General features: G+C 52.6%; 10 protein-coding genes and 4 pseudogenes. 4 read left to right on the forward strand and 10 right to left on the reverse strand.

The window, feature by feature from the left end; all coding sequences use genetic code 11:
• Nucleotides 1–47 precede the first annotated feature (47 nt).
• From C454_RS21385 to C454_RS18120, 5 genes and pseudogenes are all read right to left on the reverse strand, one after another.
• A pseudogene (locus C454_RS21385) lies at nt 48–212 on the reverse strand (RNA-guided endonuclease TnpB family protein); the annotation flags it as partial.
• A 9-nt stretch (nt 213–221) separates the two neighbouring features.
• A pseudogene (locus tag C454_RS18110) lies at nt 222–1,503 on the reverse strand (RNA-guided endonuclease InsQ/TnpB family protein); the annotation flags it as partial.
• Between the two features lie 117 nt (nt 1,504–1,620).
• Nucleotides 1,621–1,704 (reverse strand): annotated as a pseudogene (locus C454_RS21300) (transposase); the annotation flags it as partial.
• A 236-nt stretch (nt 1,705–1,940) separates the two neighbouring features.
• Nucleotides 1,941–3,197, reverse strand: coding sequence for a Cdc6/Cdc18 family protein (locus tag C454_RS18115; protein WP_004977817.1), 1,257 nt, complete (start codon nt 3,195–3,197; stop codon nt 1,941–1,943).
• 592 nt (nt 3,198–3,789) lie between these two features.
• Nucleotides 3,790–4,113 (reverse strand): hypothetical protein, encoded by a 324-nt coding sequence (locus C454_RS18120; protein WP_004977818.1) that lies wholly within the window; start codon nt 4,111–4,113, stop codon nt 3,790–3,792.
• Nucleotides 4,114–5,194: 1,081 nt separating this feature from the next.
• On the opposite strand from C454_RS18120, the gene C454_RS18125 reads away from it, so the two are divergent.
• The gene (locus tag C454_RS18125) at nt 5,195–6,472 is read left to right on the forward strand and encodes a Cdc6/Cdc18 family protein (protein WP_049905279.1); all 1,278 of its coding nucleotides are present in this window, start codon (nt 5,195–5,197) and stop codon (nt 6,470–6,472) included.
• Nucleotides 6,473–6,747: 275 nt separating this feature from the next.
• Here C454_RS18125 and C454_RS18130 read toward each other — a convergent pair.
• The 3 genes and pseudogenes from C454_RS18130 to C454_RS18135 all read right to left on the reverse strand — a co-directional run bounded on the left by C454_RS18130 (nt 6,748) and on the right by C454_RS18135 (nt 8,972).
• Nucleotides 6,748–7,073 (reverse strand): annotated as a pseudogene (locus C454_RS18130) (hypothetical protein).
• Between the two features lie 211 nt (nt 7,074–7,284).
• Nucleotides 7,285–7,437 (reverse strand): DUF7837 family putative zinc-binding protein, encoded by a 153-nt coding sequence (locus C454_RS21390; protein WP_004977830.1) that lies wholly within the window; start codon nt 7,435–7,437, stop codon nt 7,285–7,287.
• Nucleotides 7,438–7,586: 149 nt separating this feature from the next.
• Nucleotides 7,587–8,972, reverse strand: a complete 1,386-nt coding sequence (locus tag C454_RS18135; RefSeq protein WP_081605263.1) for an ATP-binding protein — start codon at nt 8,970–8,972, stop codon at nt 7,587–7,589.
• Nucleotides 8,973–9,309: 337 nt separating this feature from the next.
• Between C454_RS18135 and C454_RS18140 the strand changes: the two genes are divergently transcribed.
• Complete coding sequence (locus C454_RS18140) at nt 9,310–9,717, forward strand: MarR family transcriptional regulator (protein ID WP_004977833.1); 408 nt, start codon at nt 9,310–9,312, stop codon at nt 9,715–9,717.
• 11 nt (nt 9,718–9,728) lie between these two features.
• Here the strand turns inward: C454_RS18140 and C454_RS18145 are convergent, their stop codons facing one another.
• Nucleotides 9,729–10,133 (reverse strand): HVO_A0114 family putative DNA-binding protein, encoded by a 405-nt coding sequence (locus C454_RS18145; RefSeq protein WP_004977835.1) that lies wholly within the window; start codon nt 10,131–10,133, stop codon nt 9,729–9,731.
• Nucleotides 10,134–10,537: 404 nt separating this feature from the next.
• Here C454_RS18145 and C454_RS18150 point away from each other — a divergent pair, with 404 nt between their 5' ends.
• Nucleotides 10,538–10,912, forward strand: a complete 375-nt coding sequence (locus C454_RS18150) for a MarR family transcriptional regulator (protein ID WP_049905280.1) — start codon at nt 10,538–10,540, stop codon at nt 10,910–10,912.
• A 165-nt stretch (nt 10,913–11,077) separates the two neighbouring features.
• Nucleotides 11,078–11,617, forward strand: coding sequence for a winged helix-turn-helix domain-containing protein (locus C454_RS18155; protein WP_004977841.1), 540 nt, complete (start codon nt 11,078–11,080; stop codon nt 11,615–11,617).
• Between the two features lie 307 nt (nt 11,618–11,924).
• Here the strand turns inward: C454_RS18155 and C454_RS18160 are convergent, their stop codons facing one another.
• Nucleotides 11,925–12,800 carry a hypothetical protein gene (locus tag C454_RS18160; RefSeq protein WP_004977847.1) on the reverse strand — a complete coding sequence of 292 codons (876 nt, stop codon included), beginning with the start codon at nt 12,798–12,800 and terminating at the stop codon, nt 11,925–11,927.
• Nucleotides 12,801–13,074: the final 274 nt, after the last annotated feature.

Consider the following 13,074-nt stretch of genomic DNA (forward strand, 5'->3'; position numbering starts at 1 on the left):
CCGCGCTGAAGCGCGAGGATTCCCGACCGCCGTTGGGATATTGTGGTTTACGACGTTACCTGTTCTTGAGGTGCGAACGCACCAGTTTCCTTGTCAAACAACAACGTCGATGGCTGTGCCAACCAGCCGTTACTCCTATTCACCGACAAACTCGGTGAACTCGGAGATACTTTCTGCCGAATGTTCTCAGCACCGTTCACATCTGCATTCGCCACCGTACNCCAGCCGTTACTCCTATTCACCGACAAACTCGGTGAACTCGGAGATACTTTCTGCCGAATGTTCTCAGCACCGTTCACATCTGCATTCGCCACCGTACCGCACTTGTCACAGACGTACAACCCACGCTCCACGCGATTCACCTTACGCTTCCGACCACAACACGAACACGACTTCGACGTATCACGCTCAGACACCCGCTCAACCGCGATTCCCTCCATCTCGGCCTTGTATTCGAGAAGGTCGGTGAAGCGGTCGAACGCCCACGAATGCAGGTCAAGATTGCCGTGCTTGCCCCAATTCTTCGACTCATTGTTCCCCTCGTCCTCACGGATTCCGGAGAGGTCTCCCACCACAATCGTTCCAACCCCCTCCTCAACACACCGTTGGACGATGTGTTTCGAAAGGCCGTGGAAGTAATAGGTGCGACGAGCCGACTTCTTCTGGTTCAACCGCGTAGCCTGCTCGGAGTCGGAGTCGTCACATCGAGCGATGCGCTTGCTGAAGTAGTAGTCGTCCTGCTTCAGACAGTTGAGCGGATACAGTTCGCTGTGGCCGTCTTCGTAGGCGAGTGCGGCGAAGTTGTTGATTCCGAGGTCAACACCTACGGTTTTCTCACCGGGGGCTTCAGCAACCTCTATTTCGACCTTGCACACGAAGTGTAGCTCCCACTCGTCACCTGTCCAGACGGCTCTGACCTGTTGAACGCTCTCTACGGTGGAGAGGTCAACGTCGGGTCGGATCTGGTACTCGCAGAGGATGAAGTCCGACCAATACTCTTTGAGATTCGACCCTTTGGAGAGTCGGACTCGGTTGTACTGGGTGTCGAGTTTGAAGCCTGCGGCTTTGAACGTGACCGTGCTTCGAGGATGTTCGTCGTTGTGTTTGCGGTACTTCGGTGGGTTCGCTTTCGTGTCTCCGTTGCGTCGTTTGCCGTACCAGCCGGTGAACGCTTCAGCGAGTTCTTGAAGGACTCGCTGACTTGACTGAGAATGCAGGTCATCGTAGCGTTCGTGCGACTTGAGGTACGAGGTGAGTTCGTTGTGACCGGGAATGTGGCCTATCTCCGACCACACTCGGTCGCAAACCCACCGTCCGACGTTCCAGAGCTTCGAGGCTGCGAACCCGAGCGAATCGAGGTCGTCAGACACCTGTTGCTGGTTCCTGATGGAAGCNGTTCCAGAGCTTCGAGGCTGCGAACCCGAGCGAATCGAGGTCGTCAGACACCTGTTGCTGGTTCCTGATGGAAGCAGTGTAGGTGCGGGTGACAACCTGTTTCGCCATACGTAACCTATGTCGAGAATATTACTTGAAGGCATGGATTACGCAGCGTGGAATATCCATCCGAGTGTTTGAACGGTGGTTTGTGGAGGATTATGCCGGATTCATCCCTGCCCTAAAGGCCGGGGCTTTCTCCTTGACTCTCCGTAAGTACCAGTCGCCGTCTCGGTACTGCAAGTGTGCCATCCGAAACTCGAAATCCTGAGGTCAAGCCCCGGGGCATCCGACTTGAATTTTCACTGAAACTGGCAACAGTGGACAGGTTATTGGCAACACTGGCAACGGGGGTCACCCCCAGAACAAAGGGGCTAGTGGCTCTGTTGAAATCCTTCAATTTCGACACTGCAGAGAGTCGCTCTTCCACGGGTTCCCGCAGCTGTTGTTCGAAACTCACCCCTCAGCAAATCGCCAGATGTGAAGAGGGTTTCAACAGACTCGGGCTAGTCTAACGTCCCGTTCTTTTTCGCGAGTTCACGGATGCCTTCTAAATTCCCAAACTCACTTTCTAGTGCATCTAACGCCGACGACAGCGACACGTCCAAATCGTACTCGTTGTAGTTCCCTCGACCGCCGCTCGAGTCAACCAACTGCAACACACCATGGAGGTTCAGATCCGACAGGTGGTCGTGTACGCGCCGACGCTTCAACGGTTCTTGCCCATTTTTCCTCGCAACCTTCTGGTACCGGCGATAGATCGCCTTTGTCCGTTCGGGCGTTTCTCCTCGAGCCGCCAGTTGGCACACCGTCAACAACACATGCTGCCCATGTTGTGTCAACGAGTGCATTCCTTCAACGACCTGCTGGCGCTGGATCTGGAACTCCCCCTCGCGGACATGTTCCTCTGTTACAAACGCATCACTGCCAGCCCGCGCTTCTGACTCTGCAATATCGACTGCCTTCCGCAACAGTCGAAGTGCCTGCCGGGCCGATCCAGAGTCTCGTGCTGAAAACGCGGCACACAACGGAATCACATCATCTTCCAACACATCATCATACAACGCAATCTCCGCTCGCTCGCGGAGGATATTTTGGAGTTCGCCAGCATCGTACGGCGGGAATAAAATCTCCTCCTCACAAAGTGTGTCTTTGACTTTCGGGGATAGATTATCGCGGAATTTGAAGTCGTTACTGATGCCGATGACACCCAACTTCACGTCCAGGTCCAATTGTGAACGTGCCCGAGGAAGTTCGTACAGAATATCATCATCTGATCCGATATTGTCGATCTCGTCGAGGACAACCAACACGGTCCCTCCAATATCTTCTAAGTCAGCGTAGAGCTCACGAAACACGCGCTTTTGTTGATAGCCAGTCTCACTGATCGGCACCCGTGAAGACGACACATTTGTTAGTGGGTGATTTGGCTCTCGAATCTCGTTCACGAGGTTCACCGCAACCTGGTACGACGTGTTGCAGCCAGTACAGTTCAATTCGATAATATTCACGTCGACGTCGTCGTATTGGTCAGCGGATTCTTGGAGTTCCTTGAGTAGATCGTGTGTGGCCGCAGTCTTCCCGACACCCGTGACCCCATACAGAAACACGTTATTTGGCTGCCATCCTTGGATTACCGGCCGCAGAGCTGCCGCGTATTCGTCGAGTTCTGCGTCTCGTTCCTCAAGAGTCTCAGGCTGGTAATCGTCTCGCAACACGTCGTTGTCTCGAATGATGAATGACTCCCGAGTGAACCGGCCCATGGATTGGACGATGTTGCTATATGTGATAAAACCACGGGTGCCAGTATGACCAATAACCACCCCCCCGTTGCCAGTACCGCCAATATCACGGTGGCTTATAAAAGACACTCTCTCCACTATTGCCAGTATTCTCTCGTAGGAGAGGCCCGGAGTCCAAAATGAAGTAATTAACAGAGCTACCGAACTACATCTACAGCTTTGCTTTACTAATTCTTTCCCAGTACGGATCCGGTTCTACTACTATTAACATAAATCTATCGTATAATGAGTATTGGTGCGAGTAGCCTTCTACTCGTTCGAGTGGTTTTACTGGCAAAAGTGGTGTGTGTGTGTTATTTAAATCGAGCGAATACTGGCAGTACTGGCAACGGGGGTCCCCGAGAACAAATTCTCTAACGAATCCACTCCCAATCTCGGGAACTCCCACGCTTGCGCCAGTTTTACTGGCAATAGTGGACTGGTTATTGGCAGTACTGGCAACACCGGTTTCTCAACCAACTATCATGACGGGTTGGTATGTACAATACGAGAGCGGTACTATCTGCTTAGACCAGTCTAAAACGCGAGCAGATTACAGCCATGGAAGTCCGTCCTACTCATCGGGGTTGACTGGGCCTTTATACTTGGATTTGATTTTGTCACCCTCTCGCCACTGCCAGTAGTAGTAGCGATTGTCGTTGATCTCTTTGATCGTAATCGTCGCCTTCCTGGGGACATCGTCTGGTAGGTCGTCGGGCTGTTCTTCGAGTTCCTCTTCCGGTGGCTCTTCCTCGGGACGAGCCTCGCGCTCCTTGTGTTCGGCCAACTCTTCGGCATAGCGGGCAACGTCTCGGAGATGGGTCGGTGATAATTCATTGAGGGCATTGACGACTTCTGTAGGGAGGTTCGTCGGCGGCGTCAGTGGTTCGTCGGACATCGGTTGCTGCCTCGTATTAACCAACACGAAGCGCTCATCGAAAATATTGTTGGTTAAGATTAGAGAAGTTTGACTCAGATTCCTAAATTGGAAGAGAAACTTGTGGAACACACACCCCTCGTCCAGAGTGAAAACGATTGAAAGAGTGGAGTGCAGTCCACAGGAAACAGGGGTTCACGAGAAGGGTAGATGGACAAGGCTGCGGAGAGAGTCGCTAAGACTGAGATCGACGGCAGAATAAGAAGAAAGCAAATGAGTAGTTCTTCACGAGATCCAGACGAATACTAATTCGTCTTTGTTATTGTGGAGAATACACTTAGTGATCTGTTCGAATCAATAAGATATAAAGATTATGATAATACTAAAAATTCTGATGAATATGGGTCCTGGTTGATTCCACGGAATCTCTATACGTGTGTTCCTACCTCTCCTTCCGTGATTCGTGTCGTTTACAGGCGATTCAGTTGTTCAATTCTCATCTTGCCTCTCGACTCTTCTTGTTCTGTTTCACTCTGGACGAGGGGTGGGTGGGTGTCTTTCGGTCGTGATCTCTCTGTGACGATTTTCTCGATACCCCAAACTCTTGATATTCTTGAGATCGGTGTAGAATGCAGGTCAACAGCTATGCGTCTATCACAACAACTGGAAACAGGGACTATTGTCTCGAACGACTGCTTGACTAAATAGCATGCTCTGCGACTGTTTTCACTCTTGACGAGGGGTGTCTGCCGTGCGTCAGACGTCTTTTGTGTCCGCTCAATGTTTGATTGCCTTTGCTCTGTTTGGGTTACACTCTTGATTAGGGGTGTACTCTTCGAGACTCTTAGAAGAAAAGAGGCGATTCACTCAGGACGAGGGGTGGTCAAATATTGGCTTGTGTCCATTTTACACTCTTGGTGAGGGGTGTCTCTTCGTCCAAACCACCTACACGGAAGGGACGTTTTTCACTCTGGATTACGTTGTCTCTTTTCCCGACTGACATTGGGCATACCAGGCAGTAGGTTCCAGTCGTGGCACGATTTACACTCTTGCCAAGGTTGGCGAATTATTAAGTAGCCGGGTTGCGCGGTATCTTGTATCGATGGCTGATGACCCGTCGCAACTCTCTGACTTCAACGACCGGTACGAAGACCCGGCTGAGGATCCGCTATTCAATATCGATGGAGACGATCCCGACCGGGTCGACATTTTCACTCGCAAGGAACTCCTGAAGGTTGGTCACGTCCCGGAAAGTGCCCGAATCGTCGGCCGGGATAAGGAAATCAAGGACATCGCTGCTGAACTTAGGCCGATCGTTCAAAATGACCCGCCGAACAATGTCATGATCTACGGCAAGACAGGGACGGGCAAGTCGTTGGTTGCTCGCCATGTCACAGAACGTGCCCGTCGAGCTGCAGAGTCAAATGGGGTTTCGGTCGGGACTGTCTACGTCGACTGTGCACAGCACAATACACAGACCCGTGTTGCCCGAACAGTGACACGGGAGCTCAACAAGACCGACAAAACTGACTTCGATGTCCCACGGGCAGGGATTGGCAGTGGGGAATATTACGACTACCTCTGGGAGATTCTGAATCTCGCCTATGATGCAGTTGTCATCATTCTCGATGAGGTTGACCGCCTGAACGACGATGATATTCTGATGCAGCTCTCACGAGCCCGTGAATCTGGGAAAGCCGATTGTCACCTGGGCGTTATCGCGGTGAGTAACAAAATCGAGTATCGGGACCAGTTGAACGAGCGCGTCAAGTCAAGCCTTCGTGAAGAAGAGTTCGTCTTCCAGCCCTACGACGCGAATCAACTCCGTGGGATAATGAAGCACCGCCGCGACGCGTTCCACGACGACGTTCTCTCTGACGACGTCATCCCCCTAACTGCGGCGCTTGCAGCACAGGAACATGGCGACGCCAGAAAGGCAATCGAGATTCTCCGACACGCGGGCGAACTCGCTGAGCGAGAGAACGCCGACCAGGTCGTCGCAGAGCACGTTCGCGATGCTCAAGAATGGGCAGAGGTCGACCGATTCGAGGAGTTACTTCGTGGATCAACGACTCAGGTCAAGTTCATTCTCTACTCACTTGCACTGCTGACCGAGGAGAGCTCGAACGAAGACGAATTCTCGACAAGCCGGATTTACAAGCGCTACCAGAACACTGCTGAGGCGGTCGATGCGAAGGTTCTGAGCGAACACCGCGTCTATGAACTGCTGAAGGAGCAGGCGTTCCTCGGCGTGGTGGAATCGACCCGAACTGGCGGTGGACGGGGAGAAGGGAGCTACCTTGAGCATCGACTGGTTCAGGATACTGGTATTGTGCTGAAATCCGTGCTCCGCGATAGCCGACTGGAAGATCTTGCGTAGTCTCCGTTTTCCCCGACTACGCACCCCTGGTCACGAGTGTAAGTTCTGACTTGTTCAGTCTGGTAACCCACACCCCGTGTGCAAAGTGTAAATATGCGCTATTCATGCGCGAGAGCGCTTAACGAGCAGTTGAAGTTTTTGACTATTCATCTTGTACACGGGGTGTCTCCCTCTCAACTTGTCATTCGATTATCTCTCACACGGGGTCCACGGATGATGAGAAAATTCACTTCGCACACGGGGTGTGGTGTCTTTCGAGCCCATGGAAGTCCTTCCTACTCATCGGGGTTGACCGGGCCTTTATATTTGGACTTGATTTTGTCTCCCTCTCTCTCCACTGCCAGTAGTAGTAGCGGTTGTCGTTGATCTCTTTGATGGTGATTGTCGCCTTCGTGGGGACATCATCTGGAAGGTCGTCCGACCGTTCTTCGAGTTCCTCTTCCGGTGACTCTTCCTCGAGACGACCCTCGCGCTCCTTGTGTTCGGCCAACTCTTCGGCATAGTGAGCAACGTCCCGAAGGCGGTTCTGCCCCAACTTGTTGAGGGCGTTGACGACTTCCGTGGGGAGATTCGTCGGCGGCGTCGGTGGTTCGTCGGACATCGGCTGCTGCCTCGTGTTAACCAACACAAGGGCTAATCAAAAATTTTGTTGGTTAATCTGCTGATACCAACTTCCGGTTTTCCTCTGGTTGTAACGCTACTCGAAACTGGTATATCAACAAGTTTCGCGCTACGTTACAACGCGCTTCGATGAGTCAACTAACATTCGGACGCAAGCCTAGACTTCCTCGTGGACAAGTAGCACCAGTTCGTCACTCTGGACGAACAACTTCGTCGCAGGAATAGCACTCAGCGAAAACGCCAGTTGACCCATCGCCATCTTCGAACTCAATTATCGACTGGTATGCCTCAATCTCTTCGCCGCAATCAGGACATCGACCAAGCGCCGTCGAATCACTCGTCATGGGGGATTGTGGAGACGCATGTGACACAGTCTGTCTCCAGTAGTGTCCACACGATGCCACAGCAAAGTTGTTTGGTCGATTCGAGTGCCGCCGAGAATAATTGGTGAACCATCGGGATGTTTGCACCTCAGACTTCCAAGAGCTGTGAGTCACACGTTGTTGGTTATATCATTTAACCCAAACAACTGCAAGTCATCCCGCTTTGCAACTGCTTCTCGGACAGTTTGGGTCGCCCCGCTCCGAGTAAACAGTGCATACTCTTTGTCGATATCTCCGCCACTGTCAGGGGTCCATCTGATCTCTTCTGTGTGTTCTTCGAGTGACGCAAGCGCACTATAGTCGAGCGGGGCGTTCGTGAATTTACACTCGCCGACGACCATCGTCCCCTCCGTAGTGAAACCGACGACGTCGACTTCGTGTTCTTTGTACCACCACCGGCCGATATCTAAGAACGTTTTATCCGGGTACAATCCAGGAAGCGCATCCTGGCAGAGGACTTCAAACTGTGAACTCACGAAGTCAGGGAGCTCAGGCTCGATGACTGCCTTATACGCTTCGTCGCCCAATCGCTCGTATCGATCTTCGTTCCCGTAGACAAATCGGAACCAAAACCGAAATAGCGGGTCGAGAATACGGTACCGGCCACGGCGAGAGCGAGCTTTCTCTTCTGTGAGTGGGACTTCACGTTCGATGAGCCGAAGGCGCTCTAGCTTCTGGGTGTAGGTCGAAATCTGTTTTCCGTCGATCCCAACCATCTGTGCAATCTCGTTTGACGTGGTATTCCCTGCAGCGATGGCCTTGAGAATCGCAAAGTATCGATTCGGCTCAGTTAACTCAGTTCGGAGGACGTACTCCGGTTCGTTATGGAGATATCCCCGCTGTGAGAGGAGGGAGTCAGAAATCACGGTTCCAAGGTCGTGCTCAAGGTCAATGCCATCGAGATAGTATGGAACACCACCGAAGATGCCCCATGCAAAAATTCGGTCTTCAGGCTTGTAGCTGTCCGGGAAGAACTCCTGGGCAGCAGCAAATCCGAGTTGTCGGAGATCGATTTTCTCGGTGAATCGCCCGTAAAGTGGGCTGTTTCCTAACAGGGTTGCTTCCTCCATCATGCTAATCGATGATCCAACGAGGATGAGTGTTCCACTCGTGTTCTGGAGGCGTTGGTCCCACAATCGCTGAATCACCGAAGGGATGCTCTTGTCGGCGTCGATGAGATATGGAAATTCGTCGAGTACGACAATTCCGCCTTGTTCGACAAGATATCCGAGTAGTGACTCCCAATTCTGTTTGATGTGTTCGATTCCAGGGAAGGAACCTGAAGCGACGTCAACGAATTCGTCGAGTTGCACCTGTGGTGTCGTCTGCGTCGCTTGGTATACGACGGCATCATCTCGCTGCGTGAGTGAGTGTTGAACGAGTTGTGTCTTTCCGAGGCGACGCCGTCCAAAGATAACAATCATCTCTGGGCTGTCGGACGCGTAGGACTCTCGCAGCCGAGATAATTCGATTTCCCGATCCACAAAGCGTTCCATGAACCACATATATTCTCGCAAGAAGTTAATCATGCCGAATAACCAAATATAGAATAGGCTATTCTGAAATAGGCTATTTTCAATTACCCTATCAGACACACCACTCTTGCCAATAAAACTAGCACCCATCAACAGCCGCTATGAAGACGTGATTTGGAACCGATAGTGACCCGGCACTCACACAGTAGTAATTCGGTCGAGAATGGCGATTCCGTTCCTCGTCACGGGAGTTCTCCGGACACATCAACTAAGTCACCCATTCAGATTCATTTTGGTTTACCCCAGAGTGATTTACCCAAGGGTAAACTACTTTGCGTCAGAGTGCGAACTGTGATGTATGAGTACCGATCTGGGAACCGCTGGTGGAGAGAGGTCCCGTGAACTCATCCATTTCGTCACCCAGCAGACGCGGTTCGCGCTCGTCAATAACATCCTCCAGCACCCCAAGCAGCTGCCTTCAATGTACGAACTTGAGGAGTTCAACCCCAGCGTCAGCGATGCCACCGTCTACAAGCACATCCAGAAGTTGATCGACGCCGGCATCGTCAAAGAAGTCGCACTCGACGACGACCAGCGCCGACAGGGCTATCCCTGGAAGTTCTACGGCCTGACCGAGGACGGTCGAACATTCCTTGAGGAACACAATCTGCTCGCCGCTGAGGAGACGCTCCAGCAGATCTACGAGACTATCTCCGACAAGCCCGAGAAGATGGTCAAGTACGAGAACGCGCCTCGTCCAGAATAGCAGTAGTCAAGCTACTCCTGTGCAGCGACCTCGGTATCATCCGCCCCAACACCAAGGTCGTACTCTACGTGGATATGGCTGTACCAGACGACCGGCCGCTTTGATCGGCCATCCTGCTCAAATTCGACAAGTCCGAGTTCTGCGAGGTCGTTGATCGCAGTCGAGACGTTCTTGATGTCACGCTCAACGAGCCGCGCGAGCTCGCGGAGACTCTTCGGTTCTTCGCGGGCAGTAGTCCGGATAAGTTCGAGATTTTTTTCGCTCAGAACACGTGCAAGTGCAGCCTCGTCTGGAAGTGAGACGCCAGTGTGGTCATCAGTCAGTTCACCAGCGTCGGCTTTCGCTGCGGCTTCGAGTGCACGGTCGAAGAACTCGTCGTTCGATTCGACGCGGACGGTGAGTGTGTTTTCGGTCATGGTTTGTGGTGGAGATGATTCCTACTGGTATTCCGGTGCGTTTCTACAGGCAGAACAGCCCAACCGTTCTGTGAAATTGAGTTCCGCTGCATCTTGAATCTCCCCGACAAGTTCGCAGGGAACTTTAGGCCAAGAAGTAGGTGTTCCCCCTGACAACGCCTATTGATGCGGATACTGTGCTGTCTCTGGCTTTCAACAGTCTCCTCGCTAGATAACTCGCCACTCTGCGAATACTCAGTCAGACACACCACTATTGCCAGTAAAAACTAGTATCCTCCCAACGACCTCAGATTCATCGCACTTCTATTGGGAGAACGCGTCGATCGAGACCTTCCAGCGTCCAAAGAGTACTCTGGAACAACTACTCCGGCAAGTCTATTACTCTCCGTTACATTCTATTACATATGCCCGTTGACTTCGAAAATTACCAGCCATCGGACCTTCCAGGACCGAATACGAATGGACGTTCCATTCTTCGCTTCCTCGCAGCGACTCCAGAAACAGGCTATCGAGCAGGTGAGATTGCTGAGGCGCTTGACATCCCACGAGGAAGTGTTGGGACGACGCTCAGCAGACTCCATAATCAGGGGTTTGTGCGTCATAAGGGCGAGTATTGGGCGATCAATCCCGACGCCTACGATGCACATACTGCGAGCTTGATTGGCTTAGCTGCCGTGAGCGAGCAGTTTGAGGGCGACTACTACGACGAGAATCCGGACTGGGATGCCAATCTCCCTGATCTCGATGAGTATGAAGATGCAGACTCGGGTGCGGAGTGAACCATCTCGGGGCCAAGCCCGAGGCACTCGCCTTGTTTTCTCTGTAGAACAAGAATGGGGTGGTGCCGCAGCGCGTGACTGGCTCTCGGTGGGTGGCAAGTGAGTTTTGAGCTTTGGCCCTTCGCCGGAAGTCTTATCACGAATTATCCATAATTCGTAATTGAGATGGCGAAATCACCTCCCCGGTCAGGCCGCCCACCAATTCAGCAGCTTCAGACGGTGGCCGACCTCCTCGACACACCTACACTTGCTCGGCTGTATGCCCATATCTTACAACACGGACCGGTCACCGTGTCCGAGTTGATCGACGAACTCGATATCCCACAGGGAACTGCCTACGACTATATGCAGAACCTCGAAACAGCTGGGTTAGTAGAGAAAGTCCGTGAGCAGCGCCCGTATGAATACGATGCCGAGTCGATCGCACTTACGCTCTCGACAGACGGTGAAACCCAAACGATCACACCAGCACTTATCGCCGCTGTTGCCCGCCGCGACCAGGACGAGGACATCGACATCTACATCGAGCGACATGGTCTCGACGGGCTTGCTGTCGCCCTCGAGCACGCTTCCGAGTACGCCGATGGGACGGTCAACCATCGGATTGCGGCCCGGGAACTTGACCTTTCACCGCTTGAAGCCGAAATCATTCTCCAGGCGCTGGAACCAGTTGCCACTGAGTACGCCGATTTCGGTCGAGTCTAAAGCCCCACGAGTCCAGTTGGGGTCACTAACAACGAACCGGTGTGTACAACACGAGAGCAGTACTGTTTGCTTGGACCAGTTTGAAAAGCGAGTAGATTGTGCGGAGTTTGGGTTGTGACCCTCCCATCTGGTGGGCTGGCGTTTTAGCCATGCAAGCGTTTATACGCTGGAAGAGTCAAAGTTAGATTGACCAATGAGTCTTGATGAGGCGGTTGACGAAGCGCTCGCGACGTACAATATGTCGCGCAGCGAAGAGGCCGAGGAAACGGGCCGAACAGTCGCCACGCTCCAAGACTAACAGATCCGCTTAGTCGAGGTTCCGAATCTTTTCAGCGAATTCTGCTTTCGATAGCCCTGGTGTTTTCTTCAGCCCCGGATAGCCTGCACGTTCGACGGCCTCCTCGACGAACTCAATCCAGAGTTCTTCGTGTTGCTCTGCGTAGACGACCTTCGCCTCACTCGGGTACATATCCAGCTCGTATGCAGTCAGGTCGATCTCGACCGCGTGTTTCCGCTCAAGCGTTCTCGCACCGAAGCGGTACAGGTGCTTGAAGAGGACATTCTTCCGCCGAACGGTCAACAGCCGCTTCGATTCGTTGATGTACTCGTTCACCCACTCCCGCCAGTCATACGATTCTGGGTCGATTTCTATGGACGTTTCCGGCATAGAGAAGTCCGGATTCAGGCGCCGGAGGTAGAACTGGATTAGTGCGACAGCCATCCGATGGTTGGCGTTCGGAAGTGTGTGTTTCAGAATCAAGTTCGAGGCAAGCCGACCTGCAACGGCTGTTGCTGAGCCCTCCCAGGACGTCCGATCAAGCACGCCCGGCAGCGCGTCGACGTCGATCTTCTTGTACGCCTCGACAGGAACACCTTCTTCCTCCTCGTTCTGAGCGATGAGGGCGCGGTAGATCTCGAGCAGCCGAACGACGATGGTGCTGTTGTCCTCGCTCATCTTTGCGAGTGACGCTTTGAGATCGAAGTCGATCTCACGAACGGGGCCACCACCAACGCGGGACGTGTAGACGACGTAGAACGCTTCGTCAATCTCGCACTTCTGAACCTTCACAGCGACGCCGTCGTCGTAGTTGACGATATGCGAGACGACTTCAGTAGGGTCTGGATGCACGAAGTCAAGAGAGAACTGCTTGTCACCGGGATGGTGGTAGTAGACGTGGCCCATCTGGTATACTGTACTCTTTCATCAGTGCATATAGAGACTACGAGGTTTCTACCTCCGTGTTAGATGAAAATAAAATTCAGTATCTAGGTTGGCATGCTACCACACATCATGTTGGCCAGTAAATATATAATATTCCACCAATCTGATTGACATGTACGCACCGCAAGACAATCGGTGTGGAACGATACCGAACACATGATCTCCCGCTCAGTCACCGTCGAAGACATCGATGAGTTGTTCCTCAGGTGGAACGACCATCTCAACGCATCGGCCC

Origin of the sequence: Haloferax gibbonsii ATCC 33959 (assembly GCF_000336775.1) — an archaeon.
Taxonomy (GTDB): domain Archaea; phylum Halobacteriota; class Halobacteria; order Halobacteriales; family Haloferacaceae; genus Haloferax; species Haloferax gibbonsii.